Source organism: Candidatus Competibacter denitrificans Run_A_D11 (genome assembly GCF_001051235.1).
Taxonomy (GTDB): domain Bacteria; phylum Pseudomonadota; class Gammaproteobacteria; order Competibacterales; family Competibacteraceae; genus Competibacter_A; species Competibacter_A denitrificans.
Map to the genome: position 1 here is coordinate 12,517 of NZ_CBTJ020000037.1, position 21,938 is coordinate 34,454.

The following is a 21,938-nucleotide window of genomic DNA, read 5'->3' on the forward strand; positions in this document are numbered from 1 at the left end:
GGTTGGCTATGCCAGAATTGATCGCCATCATCGAAGCCGTATTGCTCGCCGCCGGTGAGCCGCTGTCGTTGGAGCGCCTGTCAGGCGTGTTCCCGGAAGCGGAACGGCCGGAGCGCGAGGTGCTGCGGACTGCATTAAGTGAACTGGCCATTGCGTGCGCTGGGCGCGGGGTGGAACTGGTCGAAGTCGCTGGCGGCTTTCGTCTGCAAGTGCCCCAGGCATTTTCTCCCTGGGTCTCCCGTCTCTGGGAAGAGCGGGCGGCTCACTATTCGCGCGCTTTGCTGGAAACTCTAGCCCTGATCGCATACCGTCAACCCATCACGCGCGGTGAAATTGAAGCGGTGCGCGGAGTTAGTCTTAGCAGTAGTATCATGAAAACCTTACAGGAGCGCGACTGGATCAAGGTGGTCGGCCACCGTGAGGTGCCGGGGCGTCCGGCCTTGTACGCGACCACCCATACCTTTCTGGATTATTTCAATCTCAAGAGTTTGAGCGACCTGCCACCCTTGGTGGCCGCGCGCGAACCTGAAATCATTGGAGCTGAAGTAGATCTTCACGCTCAGGCTAACCCACCCGCTCTAAGCGGCGACACGCGCATGGAATCTTCGTCATGACTGAACGCTTACAAAAATTTCTGGCGAGCGCTGGCTTTGGTTCACGGCGCCAGATCGAAGAATGGGTTCGTCAAGGGCGGATTACCGTGAACGGTGCCCTCGCCCATCTGGGCGTACAGGTCAGTGAGGTTGACAAAATTCAGATCGACGGCAAACCGGTGCGGTCACATACCGACCGGCAAAATCGGCGGGTGCTGGCCTATTACAAGCCGGTCGGCGAGATAACGGCCCGCCGTGATCCCGAAGGGCGGCCCACGGTGTTTGACCGCCTGCCACCGTTGCGCGCTGGTCGCTGGATCGCGGTAGGACGGCTCGATCTCAACACGCAAGGCTTGTTGCTGTTGACGACGGATGGGGAACTGGCTAATCGGCTCATGCACCCCTCGGCGCAAATCGAGCGCGAGTATGCGGTGCGGGTGCTGGGCGGAGTCGCGCCGGAAGTGTTATTGCGCTTAGCCGAGGGCGTACCGCTAGAAGATGGACCAGCGCGGTTTGATGATATCCGAGAGGCGGGCGGCGAAGGCGCCAACCGCTGGTATCATGTCATCTTACGCGAAGGCCGCAACCGCGAAGTACGCCGACTATGGGAATCACAGGGGGTGACGGTAAGCCGCTTGATCCGGGTTCGTTACGGCCCTGTAGTCCTTCGCCGGGGTTTGCATCCCGGTCGCTGGGATGAGTTGAACCTGACGCAGATCCGCGAGCTGCTCATGGCGGCCGGCTGCCCGCTCGAAGAACCTCCGGCTGCGGCGACGCCACTACAACGGCCCACCTTCAAGCGGCCAGGCACGCCAAAATCCAATAGGTTTCACGGCGACCCACGCCCGACCGCTTCGGCCCCGATCCGTTCACCAAATCGGCGGGAGGCTGTTGAGCCAGCACACGGCAGTCAGCGAAATACACCCGAAACAAGGCAAAGCCGCTCCAATACACCGCAACGCACCGAACCGCGAGCCGGATCTCGATCCCGCGATGCCGCGAATCCCTGGACTACACGGCTGGGCCGCCCTGATGGTGGTGGGACGCAGACAACCTCGCCACCTCGGCGCCCCCTCAATCCTGGGCGCGCAAAAGCTGGCCGGTAACGCCCTTGCTATCCGGCCCCAACAGATACAAGTAAGTCGGTATGATCGCCTCGGGATCGACCCATTCGTCGGGGGTACGTCCTGGATAGGCGCGTAAAGTCAGACCAGCGCCGACCTGGCCGGGATCAATGCTATTGACCCGAATCGATGTATTGGTCTCCAACTCATTGGCCCAGAGTTTCATCAACGTTTCGGCGCTGCCCTTGGCCACCGCGTAGGCTCCCCAATAGGCTCGGCCTGTCTCGCTAGCCTGGTCCGCAGTAAAGATCACCGAGGCATCGGGCGCACGGTTCAATAAGCCCAACAGGGCTTGTGTCAATAAAAACGGGGCATGGACATTGACCTGCACGATCCGATACCACAATGCCGTGTCGTAATTGGCCAGCGGAGTCAATCCTGCAAACAGGGCTGCATTATGCAGCAAGCCATTTAACCGGCCAAATTCCGTTCCGATGATCGTCGCCAAATCCGCATAATCTTTCGGACTCGCTCCCTCCAGGTTCATCGGGTAGATCGCCGGTTTCGGTCCCCCTGTCTGCTCAATCTCATCGTACACCTGTTCCAATTTACGGATGGTGCGCCCCAGCAAAATCACCGTCGCGCCATACGCAGCGAGCCGGCGCGCCACCACGCGACCGATGCCATCACCCGCGCCGGTGACCAGAATCACTCTGTCGTTTAGCAGATTAGCGGTGGGATGGTAATCTTTCATGGTATCTCTTCCAAATCGGACTTAGATCAAGAGGTGGCTCACGCTACCACCGGCAAGCGCCGACGATGGAGTTTTTCTCTCCTTCGCAAGCGCCATGCCAGCCATAGCTTGCGCAAAGGCGGCAGCGACGTGCGCTGCTCCAAAAGACGATAGCCATCCTCGGCGATTTCCTCCAAAAGCGCCTTCGCCAGATCGAGACGAATCAGCAGATGATACTGCGTATAACGATCCATCGTCGGCAAGTGGGTCAGTGACTGAGCGTAGTGGTGACGAATCCGTTCAGCCTGAAAGGCAAACAGTTGGCGCAAGCGTTCAGTGGTTTGCGGTGCCAACAGATCGCTCGCTTTGATCCCGTAACGCTCCATTTCCTCTTCGGGCCAATACAGTCGCCCGCATTGCGCATGGCGGCGCGCATCGTACAAGAAATCAAATAATATCAAAGCAATCCCTGCCTCATGAGCAAAGCGAGGTGTGGCGCGTCGATCCTGATAACCCAAAATTTCCGCCGCTAACAGGGCCGGAACACTGCCTCGCCTATGCAGATAAACCATCAACCCACTAAAGTTGGGATAGGCGTCATAATCCAAATCCATCGTGATCCCATCCAGAATCTCTCGAAAATACTCTTCTGGCAAATTGAAATCTGCTAGAGGCCCTCGCAACGCACGGGTCACCGGATGTTGCGGCTCGCCAGCAAACAGGCGACCCACTTCAGCCTGCCACCAGTCCAATTTGACTCGGGCCACACCCGCATCCTGGCATTCTGAGACGATTTGCGCGGTTTCGAGACAAAAAGCTTTCAGTGCGAGCAATGCTTGTCGGCGCTTGAGCGGCAATCCGAGCAAGCTGTAGCGAAAGTCGGAACCAGGCGGTGCTGCAAAATTGTAACAGTAGTCTTCTGGTGACATCGGATCACCACCCGCTCAGCCAGTTATTACTCCACACCAACTCATTGCGCTGCACCCAGCAAGGCCAATCAAGAATAGGCATGTTATTTGCTTTGTTATTTGGCAAGTACCCGTTAGCATGGCTTAGGTGAGCGAGGTTTACCATGATGACCATCCGCGATATCAGCAAGTTGCCACCCAACGAACAGGCTATTACCCGTGCGTCTTATCTGTACTACCGCGTCTTGTTGCGAGGAGCGCCCGACGCTACCTGCCGACGGTTTCGCCAGCGATGGTTAGCCGAGTTGCAGCGGCGCTGGCCAGACGCTTGGCGGAACGTATGAACCGGCCGGCCGCTTGGACCCTTCACCCGGTCAAGAGCAGTTGGCGCGTGTCTGCTAGCGCACTTCTTGCAGCAAGGTTTCCTCACCGGGGCGCAACTGACCGGAGTGGATCGTAGAAAGCGAGCTGTCGTCTTCTTTTAGTTGCTTGGCTTCGACACCAGCCGGCGGCTTGGCAGCATAATGGGTCTTCCCCGCAGAATCAGTCCACGTATATATGCGTTCGGTGGGTTGTACGGTGACCGGCTTGGCGTTGAGGGGCACCAGTGTAGCCGGCTGATCGATAGGCGGGCGATTACTGTAATGGACACGGCCGGTGGCATCTTTCCAGCTATAAACGCCCTCCTCGGCCCAGACCAAAGCACCCGTCTGCATCAGCAGCAACCCGGTCGCCAGTGCGCTTGTACGCCAACTGGAGCGCGCGGCCAGGCATGTCTGTGCAAGCATGAGACTCAGGCTTAATCGCAAGTTAGGCTCATCAAACACGCCGTTGGGAAGGCCACTCATTGTCTGGGGCCGGCACAAAGGGCACAATCAAAACCGGACGCTTAGACAGCAGGGTAATTCGCCGGGTCGTTGACCCCAAAAGCGCGCCCCGCAGGGTTTCATTACCGGCGTGCGTGCCCATGACAATCAAATCGGCATTGCAACGGTCAGCCTCCTGCAAGATCACATCATGTATCATTCCGCTGACAACACGAATCTCCGAGATGACTTGTGTTTGTTCCAGAGTTGAACCCAGTTCTTCCGCACAGAAATTTTCCAGGCGGGTGTGGAATTTCTGCAAAATGCCGCTGGTCGCTTCGCGGTGCAACTCATCAGCCTTTTCGGCGGGAAGATAGTTATCCATCAAAAAGCGCACTGAACTGCTCAACGGCTCCACTACATGCAGCAAGATAATCTTAGCGTTGTATTGGTTGGCCAACCCAACCGCAAAGCGTAGGACTGGCCGGGTATAGGGGCTTAGCGCCGTGGTATACAGAATGGTCTTGATCTGGGGCGACATCGTGAGGCTCCAAGCAGGTTTGGAAAAACGCGAGACGGGATGACCGCAACGTCCTGTTCGGCTAAGTCCAGTATAGCTGACGTATGTTGATAGCCTAATTCCAGACACACTCCTGTGGCAATTGGTCCTGAAGAAATTAAGCTTCAAGCAGCGGCACGGTCAGCTTTTCGATGACAGGTCGCGTGTCTGGACGCACGCCACGCCACCAAACAAAAGCCTCGGCCGCTTGCTCAACCAACATGCCCACCCCGTCCACCAAGCGCCGAACGCCATTGTCACGGGCCATTTTCAAAAAAGGCGTCAATCCCTTGCCGTACACTAGCTCGTAGGCTAAGCAATCCGGCGCAAAAATATCACCATGCACCGGCAAAAATTCGCCACATTGGCTCGCCGAGGTCGCATTTAAGATGATATCGAACGGTTGATCACGCAATGCGCTATAAGCCTCGGCATCCACGGGTCCGGTGTGAGCGAACGCCTCTGCCAGTTGCCGTGCTTTTGCAAAAGTGCGGTTGACGATCACCACATGACTCGGCTTCTCAGCCAGGATAGGCGGCAACGCGCCGCGCGCCGCTCCACCGGCGCCCAGCAATAGCACGCAACGGCCTGCGATGGGGCAAGCCAAATTATGGATAATGTCGCGCACCAACCCAACACCGTCAAAATTGTCCGCCAGCACTCGATCACCGTCGAATTTCATGGCATTGACCGCCCCGGCCACTTGCGCCGCTGCGGTGAGATCAGTGGCATAGGCAAAGGCATCCAGCTTGAACGGCGCGGTGATATTCAAACCACGCCCCCCCGCAGCCCGAAAAGCATCAACTGCACCGGCAAATCCGCCAAGTGACCCTTCAATAGCCGTGTAATGAATCGGTTGGCCGGTTTGCTCAGCGAACGCTGTATGAATCAAGGGCGATTTCGTGTGGCCAATGGGATTGCCGATCACGGCATAAAGATCACTCATAACATCTCCAGCATTGAATTCTTTCTTTGAGGGATACAACCGAATGTGACTGAGAACATTTTTGCAGTTCCCTCGATGGATGACTCTATCGGGCGATGAATTTCACCGTTGCCACGCCGCCTGCGGTCAATCGAACCCCTATTTGAGCTGTTCCAACCGCTGCCAAGCTTCCAGGGCACAGGCGACCGACCATGCTTGGGCGGGTGTACCACGCGGCAGATGGGGTGATACACCATCGAAAATCTCGCTGACGGTACCCAGACCCGCATCCAATAAGTGATCGCGGATCGGTTGTAAACGGTTCTGGGCAGCTTCCGCGTCACCGTAGACCCGATATTCCGCCAGTGCGTAATGGCCAAGCAGCCAGCCCCAGACCGCTCCCTGGTGATAGCCACCATCGCGCTCCCAAACTCCACCTAAATAGGTAGGATGGTAATGCGGATGATCCGCTGTCAGCGAGCGCACGCCATAGGAAGTCAACAGCTCACGCCCACAGACCTCAACGAGGGTGCGTTGCCTATCGGCATCTAAAGGACTGTGGGGCAAGCTAACCGCGAACAGTTGATTCGGGCGGGTGCTAGGATCGTCACCGGTGGGGCCATCCAGCACATCGTATAAACCGGCACCGTCCGGCCGGATAAACCGCTGAAAGCCTTGGCGCGCCTGAGCGGCAAGCGCGCTGTAGATTTGCGGCGAACGCCCCAACCGCTCGGCGAATTCTGCCATAATCATCAGTGCGTTATACCACAGCGCGTTGATCTCGACCGGCTTACCGATGCGCGGCGTCACCACCCAATCGCCGGCTTTGGCATCCATCCAGGTCAATTGCACACCAGGCTCACCGGCGTACAACAAGCCATCGGCGCTATCCCGGCCGATCCGATAGCGAGTGCCGCGAACATGCCAGTCGATCATCTCGGCTAGAACAGGGAACACTTCCGCCAGTGCCGCTTTATCATGACTGGTCTCTAGGTAGGCTCGCCACGCCTCGAAATACCACAGACCGGCATCGACGGTGTTGTAGGCCGGCGTTTCACCTGCGCCGGGAAAAACGTTGGGCAGCATTCCTTGATCTACAAAGCGGGCGAACGTCAACAGGATGCGCCTGGCGCTATCCAGCCGGCCAGTAGCCAGCGTCAGGCCCGGCAACGCAATCATCGTGTCGCGGCCCCAATCGCCAAACCATGGATAACCAGCGATGACCGATTCGCCATCAGGTAAATCCGGCAACGGTCGAGCGAACAGAAAACTGTCAGCAGCCAAACTCAACTGCTCAATCCACGCAGGTGGGGAGCCGCCCAGCGCCGGACGGGCGCCAGCCAGCAAACCGCGCTCCCTATCAAGAAAGCGGCACAATGCGGCCTCCATATCAGCGGAGGCCGTTTCGTGCAGGCTGGCGGTAATACCACTCCACTGACCGGGGCGCAGGGTCAGCAGGGCGTCACCGACCCACAAATGGGCATCACGATCAGGTAGGCCACGTTCCCGCTCCAGCGGCAAATCAAAGTTCTCTATCCAGTCCCAGGCGGCTTGCAGGCGCCCATCGGCCGTTTGCAAACGAAGGGTAAAGCGGTCGTGGCAGACCACTTCCAAGCGGTCCCCCACCATTCCAACTCGTGGAGTAAACCCGCCGGGCGCCATGTTGCCGTGGTGATCGCGCGCGTTGACTAGCAAGCGCACTCGTAACTCCAGGGCCTGAGTGGCTGCACCCGCATCCAGCCGCCAGGCGACATAGACAGTATTGGCGCCTGGCTCTAACCAAATCCGTTGTTCGATAATCCACCGGCCAACGGCGTAACGCCACACCGGCATTCGCCCGTCCAAGTGAAACGATTCCAGATAAAGATGACCCACCGGATCAAGCGCGCCACTCCCCCAGCGGTTGCTGAATAACGGAATCTCCCGCTCCCCATCGATCAGGGTCGCCTCCGCTTTTGAAAAGACCAGCCAGCGGCCCAGGGGCGGCTCGACAGGCGCTATCAGCAAGCCGTGGTAGCGACGGGTCAGCGTGCCGGCAATGGTACCGGCGGCATAAGCGCCCAAACCGTTACCCAGCCACCACTCGCGCCGTTCAGCCTGGGCTAGATCACCACAGATCGCGCGGCCGAAACGGATGAAATCGGGTAGCATCTCGCTCATGACTGTCGCTCCTAAACGATGGTTTCAACACAAGTTTAGACGCGATTTCAGCGCATCCGTAACCGGCCACTAGATTCAAAGCGCCAGGGGCGCGAGATATAGAGCACATCGTATTGCTGGCGTAATTGGGGCGGAAACGTCGCGTATGGAGCGCCCAGTCTGACGATTCGCTGAGCCGCTCGATCCAATTCAGAGTTGCCGGACGAGCGGACGACCCGAACATCTTGCAAGGAACCGTCGGCCCGGATGGCGACCTCCAGCGTTGGGCCGGCGCTCAAGTTCAACTGGCGAGCGATATCGGGAAAATTCATGGCGCCGATCTGCTCTACCTTGCGTACCCAGGAACCGATATAAAAGCCTTCCAGGGATTGAGAGTCGTTCGGGCTGACTCGTTTGGCGCGGACTCCCGCGTGCGCTTGGCGCTGGGATTGGGTTTCCAGGCTGGCGATCTGACCCAACAGAGCGCTGCTGTCAAGCGGTCGCCGACCCTTCTTTGGCTCTGCGGAACGGGCGGTCGCAGCAGCTTGCGTCTCACGTTCAGGGCGAGGCGCTGCTGGAATGACAGTCGCCGGGGTGAGTTCATTCCGCTCCGGCTCAACAGATTTGCCGGAGGCACGCGCTTCAGCCGGTCGCCTTAAAGGGGGTTTGGTTGCGACATCTAAGCGTTTTGCGCTGACCGGTCTGATGGGTTCGGGCGGTAGTGCCGGCTTCTTCGGCAACCGCACCGTCGGCCTGGCTTTACTGGTATCCATCGGCTCGATCTTTGGAGTCGGTCTCAAAGCCAAGCGGCTCGCGGCTGCTGGGCGAGTTTGCGCGGGAAGGGGCGATTGAGTTGGCGCGACGGGTTGTGATGGCACTACGAACTCAGGTGCAGGCAACGGAACGGGAGCCGTAGGTAGCAGCGGGCTTGGCAACACATCCGGTTCAATCGGCGTAACCGCGTGCTCGGCTGAATTCGCTGTCGGCTCCGTGGGCTTTTCAGGCTTGTCATTAGCCAAAGCGCTTGGTCGCTGTAGCGACGGCAGCAAAATCACTTCAAAAGGCGGTCGCTCAAAAGGATGCTGCCACCATCGCTCAGTGGGAACTCCGAAAAGCAGGGTCCCATGCAAAGCCAGCGCCAGCAACGACGCCAGGGTCAGCCGGCTGGTTTCACCCAGATCGTGGAGGATAGGCTTCATCCGTCAGCCGGGATTGGCTACTCGCCAATCGTCGTTCAATCGCAGCCATCAGCTCGCCACCGATATCTAACCCGAACTGTGCATCCAATTCACGAGCGCAGGTGGGGCTGGTCACGTTGATTTCGGTCAGATAATCGCCGATCACATCCAGGCCAACAAACAGCAAACCCATGGCGCGCAATGTCGGCGCTACCTGTGCGCAGATCCAACGGTCCCGCTCATTCAGGGGAACCCCTTCACCGCGCCCACCGGCCGCCAGATTGGCCCGCGTTTCGCCCGCTTGAGGAATGCGGGCCAGCGCGTAAGGCACCGGTTCACCATCAATTAACAGGATGCGCTTGTCGCCGGCAACTACTTCTGGAATATAACGCTGGGCCATGGCTGAACGCCGGCCGTGGGCGGTGAGGGTTTCCAGGATCACGCTCACATTCGGATCGTGCGGGCGCAAACGGAATACCGACGCACCGCCCATGCCATCCAGCGGCTTCACCACAATGTCCCCATGTTCGCCGAGAAATGCTTTCAGGCGGGACGGCTCCCGGCTGACTAGCGTCGGTGGGCAGCAGGAGAGAAAGTGCAAGGCAAAAAATTTTTCGTTAGCATCGCGCAGGCTGCGCGGTTTGTTGACCACCAGCGTCCCGGCCCCTTCGGCCAACTCCAGAAGGTATGTGGTGTAGATATATTCCATGTCGAAGGGCGGGTCCTTGCGCATCAAAATAACATCCAGTTCCGCCAGCGGAATTTCCCGCTCCTCCCGAAACACGAACCAGCCTGATTTATTATCGTCAACACTCAGCAAGCGGGTCCGACCAAAGGACTGATTACCACGGGCGTAAAGATCAGCCTGTTCAAAGTAGTGTAGTTGCCAACCTCGCGCCTGGGCCGCGAGTAACATCGCGAAGGTGGTATCCTTTTTTATGGTGATCGTAGCGATGGGGTCCATCACCACGCCGAGTTTGATGGTCATGACAGAACAGTCCGTTAGGTTAGTGAGACTGGTGATACCCAGAGCCGATCAACAGGGTACCGGCGCGCGCGTAGCGCTCGAAAAGAGCGCGGATACCGTTTCTTCCATGGCATCCTGACATTTAGTATGCTAAAAATGCACCAAAAGATTATCAATATAATTATGGTCCGACAGCCCGCTCCAGATTGAGGGAGGCAGCCATGGCCGGTCGGGTCGGGAAAATGACCATCCGACCCTAAAATGCCCGATTTTTGAGGATTATCCTGTGGCAGAGGCGGTACTAGGTTCTCCAACAGCGTCATCCGCGCTGGACCCATTCGATATCTTGTTGGAGCTGGATCGGCGTATCCGCGAACGCGCCCCGGCTTCGGCTTCCAATGCGCAGCTTTCAGAGATTAAGGGACAGTTAGCCGCACGCCTTGGTTCTTGGAACCTGCTATTCTCCATGGATGACGTAGCCGAAATTATCCCGTTTCCCCGCGGCATCACGCAGGTTCCCGGCGTAAAACGTTGGCTGCTGGGGATTGCCAATCTGCGAGGGCGGGTGATTTCAGTCTCCGACTTGCGGGATTTCCTGACTGAACGACCCACGCCACAATTGCCGGGCTGCCAGATCGTCGTCGTGCGCGCGGGCGAGTGGGATTATGGCCTCCTGGTAGAAGAGATCGTCGGAATGCGGCACTTCGGCCCCCAGCACCGGCTACCGTCGCTAGAGAATGTTGAGGAGAGCCTGCATCCCTTTGTCGGGGAAGCGTTCTGGAGCGACAATCAGTGCTGGATAGTCTTCAATACCCGCGCCCTGCTGGTGGAGCCGCAGTTCTTGAATGCAGCCAGTTAGCGCTATTTTTTGGGATTTCCCCGCCGCGCCAGCGAGTCGGGGTAGTTCAGGGTTCATCTCAATGAGAAATAGAAATGCGTGATTCGCGAGATCAGTCGGCGCAAAAAGGACTATCGTTCACCTACTTGGCACTGTTGGGGGCGCTGTTACTCTTCATCGTGCTGATGGGCATCATCTTCACTACCCTGGAAAGACAGGGTGGGCAAAATGAGCTTTCCGTCAAACTGGTCGGCGAACAGCGGTTTCTATCCCGCTCGCTGCCGGCGGAAGCTCTTCAGGCCGCGCGCGGCAAGGAATCGGCTTTCATCAAGCTCAAGGAAGGGCGCGAGCGTTTCCGGGAATTGCTTGACGCCCAGAAAAACGGCGGTGGCTCCTTGGGGTTATCCGCTGCCCCAGCGTCGATTCAGCCGAAACTGGAACGGCTTGAAAGCCTTTGGAAGCCGATTGAAGCCAACATCGACACACTCTTGGCCGAGCGCGAGCCTGTTATGGCAGCCAGCAATTTTATGCCGCTGCTGGAAAGTTCTCTCACTCCGATCATCACGGTATCCGACGAAATCGCCAAGAATTTGGCCAATAACCGCGTCGATGCCCGCCAAGTGTATCAGGCGACGAATCAACTGCTCTTGGGGCAGCGCATTGAGACGGATCTAAAACGTATGCTAAGCGAAGGGGGCGCTGGTGTTGCCGCCGCCGCCGACCGGTTTGGCCGCAACGTCAAGCTGTTCGGTCAAGTGCTTAGAGGAATGCGGGATGGAGGGGCGGGTATTGAGCGCGTTAGCCTTCCAGAGAACGCGACCAAGGTGGCGGATCTAGCCGAGCGATTCAAGTCGCTGGAAACCGAAGCGTCGCGCATCGCCGATTCTGCACCAGCCCTGGTGAAAGCCCAAAACGCGGCTCAAGGTGTCGCCGAAAACGGCGACGGCTTATTGGAAGCGAGCAGTCAACTCCTTGACGCCTACTATCAGAACAGCCGCCAATTTCATTTGTTCGGTATCCCTTTCAACTACCAGATCGCTTACGGCTTCGGGGTTCTCGCCCTCCTCGCACTGTTAGTCCTGGTCTACCTGCAAAACCGCGAAAGCCAGCAACGGCTGCGCGAAACTGAACTGCGCAAGCAGGAAACCGAGGATCAAAGCCGCCGCAACCAGGACGCGATCCTGCGTTTGCTTGATGAACTTGGCAATCTCGCCGAGGGTGATTTGACCGTTCAGGCAAGCGTGACCGAGGACATCACCGGTGCTATCGCCGACTCGATCAACTATGCCATCGAAGCATTGCGCGATTTGGTTTCCACCATCAACAATACCTCGGGATTGGTGGCGAGTGCGGTACAAGAAACCAGCGCTATCGCCGACCGGCTGGCCAAATCCAGCGAAGTTCAAGCGCGACAGATCGACAATGCCAGCGCAACGGTCGTCCAGATGGCGCAGTCCATGGATGATGTATCGTCAAAAACCGCCGCCTCGGCTGAAGTGGCTGAAAAGTCGGTCGGTATTGCTCACGAAGGCGGTGACCGGGTACGGCGCACTATCAACGGCATGAATGCGATCCGCGAGCACATCCAGGATACCTCGAAGCGGATCAAGCGCTTGGGCGAGTCTTCGCAGGAAATCGGCGACATCGTGGCGCTGATCAACGACATCGCCGATCAGACCAACATCCTGGCACTGAACGCCGCGATTCAAGCATCGGCTGCCGGTGATGCCGGTCGAGGCTTCGCGGTAGTCGCCGATGAAGTGCAACGGCTGGCGGAACGGTCCAGTAACGCTACCAAACGCATCGAAACCCTGGTCAAGACCATTCAGGCTGATACCAACGAAGCGGTCATTTCGATGGAGAAAAGCACCTCGGAAGTGGTCGGCGGCGCCAAGCTGGCGGAGAAGGCGGGTGAAGCCTTGGACGAGATTGAGAAGGTTTCCGCTAATCTGGCCGAGCTGATTGATGAAATTTCCAAATCTGCCGGCCGGGTGTCGGAAATGGCTTCACGGGTATCGGGTGCTATGGTTTCAATTAACGAGATTACCGGCCAGACCGCCGAGAGCAGCGTAGCAACTGCCTCCGCTATCGGCAAATTGAACCAGTTGGCGCGTGAATTGCGCCAAGCCGTCGCCGATTTCCGGCTTCCCGCTTAAGCCGCCCGAACGGAACCGGGACATGGGGCAGGTTGGTGCCATCCCGCCAAGAGCCGCTTCTTGCGACCAATGCCCGTTGACTCGGTTCTCGGCATGGAGGTAGCGCAATGATTTCGCATCGTCTCGCCGATAGCTCGCTAGGCCCACTCAATGACGATTTAGCGCTGGCTCTACAGCGGATTCAATTCAGCCTTGATGCCTATGTTCAGGACCCAAAAGATCCTGCTGCGATTGAGGTGATGATTGAGGCCATTGATCAGATCCGCAGCCCATTGGAAGCTCTCAAACAGCATAGTGCCGCTGGCTTGCTCAATGAGATGCGTTTTTCAGTCGCGGCGGTGGTTGCAGGTCGTTTACCAGCGCTAGATGTGCCGCTGTTGCGGCAAGCGACTGAATGTCTGGCTAATTTTTTGGCGTCCGTTCTGGTTGGTAACCAGCCGTTACCGGCTGGGCCGCTGGTTGCGCTGACCAATACACTGCAACAGGCACGCCTTGCAAAAGCGCCTACTGCGACTGATGATCCGTCTTCGGTAGCGGATTTCTCAAACGTGGAAAGCGATATAGCACATCTAGCAGACTCACTAACCTTGCTGGAGCTACCCGAATTGGCGTTTGAGACCACTTCCAAGGTCTCTACCGACAATGCTCGTCCAGATGAAGATTCTCTTATCGCGCCGGATATGACCTTAACCATCTCCGATAAGGGAGACGATAGATTACCGGCAGGTATTACGGAATCCGCAGAAACACCGGCCACGTCAGACGAGATTCTCTCTGTCCATTGGCCGGAGCCAAACTTTGATCTCGGTGGCCCAGCGATTTCCAATTTAGGCGCTGAACCGCCAGACGAACCGGAAAAACATAACGCGGTAGATACGCCAACTCTGACAAATGTCGATTCAGAGTTGCAAACCGCTGGCTCGGAATCAACGGCAATACCTGCGCTATCTGAAGATGATCTGTCTATCGAATGGTCGGAGGCAAAGCCTGCTGCTGATGAACCTGTGAGTTCCAGTTTGGACGCTGAACCATCCGATGAACCGGAACAGCGCAATTTGCTTGATGTGCTCGGTTTAACGGAGGCTGATCAGGAATTCGTTGAGGTTTTTATGGAAGAAGCCCGCAGCGAATTAGGCTCTATTCGTGAACAACTCGTCACCTGGCAGCAGCATCTCGACAGCCGGGAAGCTTTAACAACCATTCGGCGAGCCTTTCATACCCTAAAGGGTAGCGGCCGTATGGTCGGTGCCACTGTGATCGGCGATTTTGCCTGGGAATTCGAAGATCTGCTCAACCAGATGATGAGCGGCACTCTGCATCCCAGCACTGCCATTTGCGATGCTATCGGCGAATCGGTGATAGCGTTGTCGCCGTTGGTGGGTGAAACCCCGCTGCGGGGAAATGATTTGGCCGCTTTGCCGGCATTAGCCGCACGGGCGAAGGAATTGATCGCTATCGGCAAAGTCGAGCCAGCGACAATGCGGCCGTCGCGTACCGAACCCACCACAACTCGGCCCTCGCAGCGGCCGGTGGATACCCCTGCATTACCACCGGTTCCCGTCATCCCATTCCCCAGCACGCCAGCCACGGAGATTGATCCAGAATTTCTCGAAGTCTTTCTGGAAGAAGCCCGTGAAGAATTGGCGACCATTCACCAACAGAGCGCGATCTGGCAACAGCATTTGACCGACCGTCAGGCTCAAACCAACATTCGCCGGGCTTTCCACACCCTCAAGGGGAGTGGTCGTGTGGTGGGTGCCACCGAGATCGGTGATTTTGCTTGGGAATTCGAAAACCTGTTAAATCAAGTCTTAAGTGGTACAGCGGCGCCTTCCGGCGCCATGATTGATCTGATCAGCGAAGCAGTGACTATCCTAACTCCGCTGGCCGATAATCAACCTGTCACCCATGAAACTCGGTCAACGATGACTGAGTTGGTCGGGCGGGTCCGCGCGTTCCTGCAAGCAGCACCGGCAGCGGAGATAGCCGCTCTCCCAGAAGAAGAGCCGTCGGCTCCGATCACGGATCGCGCACCTCCTCCTGTGGCAGAGCCGTCCATCCGACCTGTCGTCATTGTTCCTGCCCCTCGACTTGTGCCTCCCACACCAGTCACTGGGATGGCGCCGCCGCCTACGCCAGTCGGGGTTGATTTGGAGCTGGCAGAGGTTTTCCAGTACGAAGCGGCCGAAATTCTTGATGCCAGCGATCTCATCCTGCAACGCTTAGCAAGCGAAACCGAGCATACGGCCCTGCTCAACGATCTACGGCGGAACATGCACACCTTAAAGGGTGGCTCGCGCATGTCCGATCTGCTTGCTATCGGTGACTTGGCGCACGCGGCTGAATCGGTGTTGGATTCGCTCGGTAAAGGCGCCGGTCATGCTACACCTGTGGTGCTCGACGCCATTCAGCAGACCTTGGATCGGTTAAATCGGATGGTGGCCGAGGCGGCGGGTGGTACCAAGCCGCGACCAGCCACCGATATTATCGGTGGTTTACACCATCTAGCCGATAGCATCGTAGCAGGGAAACCGCTGACCGAGTTCATGATTGCCTCCCCAGCGGTAGAAGCGCTGGCGCTGGCGCAGGAACCGACCAGCCAACGGCAAGCCGCAGCCCCGTCCGCTGAACGGGCTGCGTTCCAGACGATGACCGAACTGGATCAGGAACTGGTACAGGTGTTCCAGGTCGAGGCCAGCGAGATCCTTGATTCCAGTGACGTAATTCTGCAACGCCTGCGCATTGACCCCAGCAGTACCGAGCTTTTGAACAACCTGCGTCGGGAAATGCACACCCTCAAGGGCAGTTCGCGGATGGCGGGCTTCATGACGGTCGGCGAACTGGCGCACGCGGCCGAATCGATTCTGGACGGACTGGGAAAAGGCACGCTAAAAAGCTCGTCACACTTAATTGACCTACTGCAACGGGCGCTTGACCGTTTACAGCAGATGTTGGCCGGCGTTCTCAGCGGCGAGCAACCGCTACCACAACGAGAATTGATCGAAGAGTTGCAAAGCGTTTTGGTCTCGAAACCGGCTGAGCGCTCCAAACCACTGCTGCCATCGATCAGGACCACCGTAACCCCGGCAGCGACTGCCGCCCGACCCGCCGAGAAAGCGGTGGCGGCAGCGGCGGCCGCTGCGGCTGCCGACAATATCCGCGTTAGCTCCGTCTTGCTGAATAACCTGGTCAACCAGATGGGCGAAAGCAGCATCTTCCGCGCCCGAGTTGATCAGGGCGTCGGCGCCATGAGTTTCAATCTCGGTGAACTGGAGCAAACCATTGCTCGGTTGCGTCGGCAGGTCGGCAATTTAGCTACGCAAGCCGAGGCACGCATTCAGTCGCGCCAAGACCAGGACGCCAGATCGCATCAGCAAGAATTCGATCCACTGGAACTGGATCGCTTCACCGAATTACAACAGGTCAGCCGGTCGCTGATGGAGATCGCTGACGACTTGGGCAATATCGGTACCTCACTCGGCGATCATGCGCGGGAAGTGACCTCGCTGTTGGACCAACAAGGCAAGGTCAACAAGGATATCCAACAAAGCTTGATGCGAACCGGCATGGTCCGGTTCGGTAGCGTCGTCTCTCGGTTACGCCGTGTTGTTCGCCAATCCGCCCAGGAGTTGGGAAAGCGAGCGGAATTGCTGGTCAGCGGCGAAGACGCGGAAGTGGATCGAGTCGTGCTGGAAAGCATGATTGCCCCATTGGAACACATGCTGCGTAATTCGCTCGCTCATGGTATCGAATCCCCGGAAATCCGCCGCCAGCATGACAAACCAGAGATGGGGACCATTACCCTGGGTCTGCGCCGGGAAGGGGCGGAACTGGTGCTGGAACTGAGCGACGATGGCGCTGGCCTCAATTTCGCCGCGATCCGTGCCAAGGGCGAAGAGAAAGGTTTATTGCAGCCGGAGGAGCCTGCCAGTCCTGAAGATCTGATCGCGTTGTTGCTACGCCCGGGATTTTCCACCGCCAGCTCCGTCACCCAAATTGCTGGGCGTGGGGTCGGCATGGATGTGGTCAACGAAGCGATTCGTGCGATGCGGGGCGCTTTACTGATTCAGACCGACCCCGGCCAAGGCACCCGCTTTATCATTCGTCTGCCGTTTTCGCTGGCGGTCACACAGGCATTGCTGGCACAGGTCGGCGAATCGCTCTATGCGATTCCCCTGCTCAGCATCGAATTGGTCATCCGGCTCCAGGAAAGCGAATTTCAAGCCTATCTCTCCGGCGAGAATGTCCAACATCAATACGGTGAGCGTCACTACCCGATCCACAATTTGGGTCTGCTGACGGGCAGCGGTCAGATTCGGTCCTTTGAGGAAGTAACCGACCGGCGCCCCCCGACTCTGCTGTTCCGCAGCGCCGAGGCGAGCGCCGCTTTGCAAGTCGAGGCTGTTCTGGGTAACCGAGAAATCATTGTCAAGCCGGTCGGACCACAATTTCATGGCGTGCCCGGTATTTCGGGCGCCACGGTGCTGGCCGATGGCCGGGTGGTGGTCGTGCTGGAACTGGCGGCCTTGGTCCGTAATATCGGCTCTCAAGCGCAGAAGCAACTCGAAAGCCGAGCGCTCCGAAATGCCAGACAGGAAACGCGCCAGGAGAAAATTACCATCATGGTCATCGACGACTCCATCACCATGCGCAAGGTGACGGCACGCATTCTGGAGCGCCACAACATTCAGGTAACGACCGCCAAAGATGGTCTGGATGCCGTGGCCATGCTGCAAACTCAGGTCCCCGACCTGGCCATCCTGGATATCGAGATGCCGCGCATGGACGGGTTCGAAGTCATCGCCCATGTCCGTAACCAGCCCAATTTGCGCCACATGCCGATCATTATGGTGACCTCTCGCGGCGGCGATAAGCACCGCGAGCGAGCAATGAATCTGGGCGTCAACGACTATCTGACCAAGCCTTACCAGGAAGACCAACTCATGCATGCGATCCGCACGATTCTCGGCGAGCGCGCCCTGGCGTTGATCAGCTAATGTGCGTTGGATCAAGCTTCACTTTCGGCGGCTCGCGCCCTGCCCGTTACGGATACTGTTATGGAACCTTTATCTAACCTGCGCTGTCTCTTAGCGACTGTTCAGGGTGGCCAAGCCATCCTGCCGAGTAGCCTTGTCGTCGAAGTATTGCCCTTCGCAACCCCACTCAGTATCGAAACGGCTCCCCATTGGGTGATCGGCGCGATCTTATGGCGCAACCTCACCACGCCCCTGGTCAGTTTAGGGCGGCTGATTTTTCGGGTGCCGCCCGAAGACGATCTGCACTCCCGCATTATCATTGTCAATACGCTCAACGCCGATTCCCGTTTGCCCCATTTCGGTATTCTGGCCACGGCCGCACCACGGCCGATTAACCTGCAACGTGGCGATCTCCAAAGCAACCCAGCCGTGGAAGACGCTGACCTGCACCTGCCGGTTTTAAGCTGGGCGCGCTACCAGGACGAGCCGGCCATTATCCCCGACATCGAAACCATCGAAGCGGTGTTGCAGCCTCTGGTCCGCCGGGTTTGAACCGCATATTAAGGGGTTGGTCGTCCCGCCCATGCGGCTGAGTAAAATTAAGCTGGCGGGGTTTAAGTCGTTTGTAGACCCCACGGTGCTGCATCTGCCCAGTAATCTGGTTGCGGTGGTCGGCCCAAACGGTTGCGGCAAATCCAACATCATCGACGCGGTGCGTTGGGTGATGGGTGAAAGCTCGGCGCGCAGCCTGCGCGGCGAAACGATGTCCGATGTGATCTTCAACGGCGCAGCCACCCGCAAACCGGTCGGGTTAGCGACTGTCGAACTAGTGTTCGACAATGAACAAGGCCGCTTGGGTGGTTCCTGGGCCAGTTACGCAGAAATCGCCGTCAAACGCTCGGTTGGTCGTGACGGGCAATCGAACTACTTCCTTAACGGCACCCGCTGTCGGCGCCGCGACATTGCCGATCTTTTTCTGGGTACCGGGTTAGGCCCGCGTAGCTATGCCATTGCCGAGCAAGGGATGATCTCACGGGTCATCGAAGCCAGACCGGAGGACTTACGAGTCTTTCTGGAAGAGGCGGCGGGCATTTCCAAATACAAGGAACGTCGCCGCGAGACGGAAACCCGCATTCGCCACACCCGAGAGAATCTGGATCGGTTGAACGATGTCCGTGAGGAGCTTAATCGTCAACTACAACATGTCGAGCGCCAAGCGCGGGCTGCCACCCACTATCGGGAGCATCGGGCCGAGGAGCGACGTTTACAGGCGGAACTGGCCGCCCTGCGCTGGCAGCAATTGCACGTCATTTGCCAAGCGGACGAACAAGCGCTACGCCAGCAAGAAACGCAGCTAGAAGCCATTTTGGCGGCGCAGCGCCACCGAGAGGTAACCCTGGAAAAAGGGCGGATTGAGCGAGCCACACTCAACGAAACCTATCACGAAGCCCAAGGCCGCTACTATCGTGTTGGTGCCGAAATCAGTCGGCTGGAGAATTACCTCGAACATCAGCGTGAACGACAGCGGCGCCGTGAAGATGAGCGTGCCCAAACCGCGTTGGCCTTAGAGCAAATCGCTGCGCAACTGCGGCAAGATCAGACACAGAAAGATCAATGGGCACAAGCATTGTCTGCCGCTGAACTGGCTCTGGAACATGCTTTAGCCGCTGAAGTAGCACTCGCGGAAATGCTCGCCACCACTGAACCCACAGTGCGTGCCGCCGACATGGCTTGGCACGAGCATAGTCAACGTACCGGTGCAGCCGAACGTCAAATCGAGGTCGAACGCACCCGGATTCAGCACCTTGAACGGCAGTTACTGCAAGATGAGCAGCGTTTGGCGCGATTGCGGCACGAGCAGGGACGCTGGTCAGCCACTGATCTTGATGGCGAACAGGCTGATCTACAAGCGCGCGAAGGCGACTGCACCGAACGATTGCAGCGCGATGAAACCAGTTTAGGCGAAATCATCGCCGCATTGAGCGTGCTTCGGGATAGCCTTACCGAAGCCGAACTCGGCATTGGCTTGGCGCGGGAACACGCGCAGACCGGACGCGCTCGCTTGATCTCTTTGCAAACTTTACAAGAAGCCGCGCTTAGCCGAAATGCGGGAGAATGTAACGACTGGCTGCGGGAGCACGGCTTGGAGAAAGCCCTGCGTTTGGCGGAGTGCCTTGAGGTAGAGCCAGGTTGGGAAGCGGCAGCGGAATCGGTACTAGCCGATTGGTTGGATGCGATTTGCGTCACCGACTTGGCTGGCATCATCGCAATGCCGGCTGATGTTCCCCACGGCCATCTGACGCTGTTTGAGCCAACCGGCCCGCAGGCTATCGATACATCGCTCGCTGGATTAGCCGGTAAAATTCACGCGCCATGGTCACTTACCGATTTTCTTGATGGCGTGATGACCGCAACTGACTTGGCGGAAGCCTTGGCACAGCGTTCTCGCTTGAACGGCAATGAAAGCGTGGTGACACCCGACGGCTTATTGTGCGGGCGGCATTGGCTACGAATGCCACCGGGTGAGGACACGGGAATCTTGCGGCGCGAGCGAGAAATCCGTCAGCTTGAAACCGAGTTGCAGGCTACGGAAGCCACCCTGACTGAGCAATCGTCACATGCTGAAACGCTTCGAGCGCGGCTTGCAGCGCTGGAAACGCGGCGGCGGGCTGTGCGAGATGCCGTGAACCAACAACAGCGTGAATTGGCCAGCCTACAAGGTCAATTGCAGGCCGCTCATGCGCGCTGGGCACAAGCCCGCGAGCGCAACGCGGCGTTGCTGGCAGAGCAGGCTGCAAACGAGGAGCAATATCAGCAAGCTCACGAGGATCTGCAAATAGCTCGCTTACGGCTAGAAGAAGCGCTTGCGACGCAAGTCAGTTTACGCATGATGCAAACCGAGTTGGCGGCAGCGCGCCACCGCTCAAGCAGCGAGATCCAACAACAGCGGGTACAGATCGAAGCGGCTCACCGCGAAGTGACCCACCAGACGGTGACTATCGAAACGCTGCGCGCCCGTCTAGCGGGTGCCGATCTAGCTATTGAACGCCTAGATACGCAGCGGCAACAACTAATCGCCCGCCACAGCCATTTACAGGAAGAACTGGCCGGCGAGACGGATGGCACTCTGGCCGCTGCTGAGGAAGAGCTAGCCGGCTGGCTTGAAACCCAGATCGCAGCCGAAACCGCGTTGCAAGCAGCCCGCAGGGAGTTGGAAATTCATGATGCCGCCCTGGAAGCTGGCGAGAAGGCGCGGGGTGAGCACGAACGGCAGGCCACCGCCCAACGGCGGCTCATTGAGGAACGGCGGCTCGCCACCACCGAAGCACGCATTCATCAGCAGAATTTGCGCGAGCAATTGCGTCAACTCGCCGCTGACCCGGAAACGGTGCTCGCAAACTTACCAGCAGAGATCACTGAATCGGCTTGGCTAGCACGGTTGGATCAAGTGGCACGGCGTATCCAACGCTTGGGGCCAATCAATTTGGCCGCCATGGAAGAATGTGCTCAACTCTCTGAGCGTAAAAAATATCTTGACACACAAAATGAAGACTTGTGCGAGGCGCTCAGTGTCCTGGACAACGCCATCCGCAAGATTGACCGAGAAACTCGCGCCCGCTTTCGCGAAACATTTGACCAAGTGAACATCAGCTTACAGGATTTGTTTCCCCGCCTGTTTGGCGGTGGTCAAGGGTATTTGGCTTTGACAGGTGAAGATACCCTCGACGCAGGGGTAACGATCATGGCGAAACCGCCCGGTAAACGGATCGGTTCAATCAGCTTGTTGTCTGGAGGCGAAAAAGCCCTGACCGCCATCGCCCTGGTATTTGCGATCTTTCAGCTCAATCCTGCGCCGTTCTGCCTGTTGGATGAGGTGGATGCACCGTTGGATGAAGCCAATGTCGGCCGGTTTGGTGCTTTGGTCGGGGAGATGGCGGCGCGGGTACAATTCATCTTTGTGACCCACAATAAAGCGACCATGGAAATCGCCCAGCATTTGGCAGGCGTGACGATGCAAGAACCCGGGGTATCGCGACTGGTCGCCGTCGATGTCGAAGAGGCTTTACGGCTAGCGGCGGTGGGATAAGACACGGCC

Annotated in this window: 15 protein-coding genes and 1 pseudogene; 8 read left to right on the forward strand and 8 right to left on the reverse strand. The window is 57.8% G+C overall.

The genetic code is table 11. The features are described 5' to 3' along the window. Positions 1-8: 8 nt before the first annotated feature. Positions 9-530 (forward strand): annotated as a pseudogene (gene scpB, locus BN873_RS07795) (SMC-Scp complex subunit ScpB); the annotation flags it as partial. Between the two features lie 80 nt (positions 531-610). Continuing rightward, positions 611-1,699, forward strand: coding sequence for a 23S rRNA pseudouridine(2605) synthase RluB (gene rluB / locus BN873_RS07800; protein ID WP_053085267.1), 1,089 nt, complete (start codon positions 611-613; stop codon positions 1,697-1,699). Here rluB and BN873_RS07805 read toward each other — a convergent pair. After that, positions 1,668-2,411, reverse strand: a complete 744-nt coding sequence (locus tag BN873_RS07805) for a YciK family oxidoreductase (RefSeq protein ID WP_048672558.1) — start codon at positions 2,409-2,411, stop codon at positions 1,668-1,670. The genes rluB and BN873_RS07805 overlap by 32 nt on opposite strands. A gap of 38 nt (positions 2,412-2,449) precedes the next feature. Further along, positions 2,450-3,319, reverse strand: coding sequence for a squalene/phytoene synthase family protein (locus tag BN873_RS07810; protein WP_048672560.1), 870 nt, complete (start codon positions 3,317-3,319; stop codon positions 2,450-2,452). A gap of 143 nt (positions 3,320-3,462) precedes the next feature. Between BN873_RS07810 and BN873_RS07815 the strand changes: the two genes are divergently transcribed. Next, positions 3,463-3,642, forward strand: coding sequence for a hypothetical protein (locus BN873_RS07815; protein WP_048672562.1), 180 nt, complete (start codon positions 3,463-3,465; stop codon positions 3,640-3,642). A gap of 54 nt (positions 3,643-3,696) precedes the next feature. Here BN873_RS07815 and BN873_RS07820 read toward each other — a convergent pair whose 3' ends face one another. The 6 genes from BN873_RS07820 to gshB form a co-directional block, all read right to left on the reverse strand. Continuing rightward, positions 3,697-4,086, reverse strand: coding sequence for a DUF4124 domain-containing protein (locus BN873_RS07820; protein WP_048672564.1), 390 nt, complete (start codon positions 4,084-4,086; stop codon positions 3,697-3,699). A 31-nt stretch (positions 4,087-4,117) separates the two neighbouring features. Continuing rightward, a complete protein-coding gene (locus tag BN873_RS07825) occupies positions 4,118-4,645 on the reverse strand; it encodes a universal stress protein (protein WP_048672567.1) in 528 nt (175 codons plus the stop codon). 136 nt (positions 4,646-4,781) lie between these two features. Continuing rightward, on the reverse strand, positions 4,782-5,609 hold the full coding sequence (gene aroE / locus BN873_RS07830) for a shikimate dehydrogenase (protein WP_048672569.1): 828 nt from the start codon (positions 5,607-5,609) through the stop codon (positions 4,782-4,784). A 138-nt stretch (positions 5,610-5,747) separates the two neighbouring features. Continuing rightward, positions 5,748-7,748 (reverse strand): amylo-alpha-1,6-glucosidase, encoded by a 2,001-nt coding sequence (locus tag BN873_RS07835; protein ID WP_048672572.1) that lies wholly within the window; start codon positions 7,746-7,748, stop codon positions 5,748-5,750. A gap of 47 nt (positions 7,749-7,795) precedes the next feature. After that, positions 7,796-8,926 (reverse strand): energy transducer TonB, encoded by a 1,131-nt coding sequence (locus BN873_RS07840; protein ID WP_048672575.1) that lies wholly within the window; start codon positions 8,924-8,926, stop codon positions 7,796-7,798. Beyond that, positions 8,898-9,893 carry a glutathione synthase gene (gshB, locus tag BN873_RS07845; RefSeq protein WP_048672577.1) on the reverse strand — a complete coding sequence of 332 codons (996 nt, stop codon included), beginning with the start codon at positions 9,891-9,893 and terminating at the stop codon, positions 8,898-8,900. The genes BN873_RS07840 and gshB overlap by 29 nt, the downstream gene beginning before the upstream one ends. A 265-nt stretch (positions 9,894-10,158) precedes the next feature. Here gshB and BN873_RS07850 point away from each other — a divergent pair, with 265 nt between their 5' ends. The 5 genes from BN873_RS07850 (at position 10,159) to smc (ending at position 21,929) form a co-directional block, all read left to right on the forward strand. Next, positions 10,159-10,731, forward strand: coding sequence for a chemotaxis protein CheW (locus tag BN873_RS07850; protein WP_048672579.1), 573 nt, complete (start codon positions 10,159-10,161; stop codon positions 10,729-10,731). Between the two features lie 74 nt (positions 10,732-10,805). After that, positions 10,806-12,866, forward strand: a complete 2,061-nt coding sequence (locus BN873_RS07855) for a methyl-accepting chemotaxis protein (RefSeq protein WP_048672582.1) — start codon at positions 10,806-10,808, stop codon at positions 12,864-12,866. Between the two features lie 107 nt (positions 12,867-12,973). Next, entirely contained in the window at positions 12,974-17,863 is a 4,890-nt protein-coding gene (locus tag BN873_RS07860) for an Hpt domain-containing protein (protein WP_048672584.1), read from the forward strand. Positions 17,864-17,923: 60 nt separating this feature from the next. Further along, positions 17,924-18,394, forward strand: a complete 471-nt coding sequence (locus tag BN873_RS07865) for a chemotaxis protein CheW (RefSeq protein WP_048672585.1) — start codon at positions 17,924-17,926, stop codon at positions 18,392-18,394. A 31-nt stretch (positions 18,395-18,425) separates the two neighbouring features. Beyond that, positions 18,426-21,929 (forward strand): chromosome segregation protein SMC, encoded by a 3,504-nt coding sequence (gene smc / locus BN873_RS07870; RefSeq protein ID WP_048672586.1) that lies wholly within the window; start codon positions 18,426-18,428, stop codon positions 21,927-21,929. Positions 21,930-21,938: the final 9 nt, after the last annotated feature.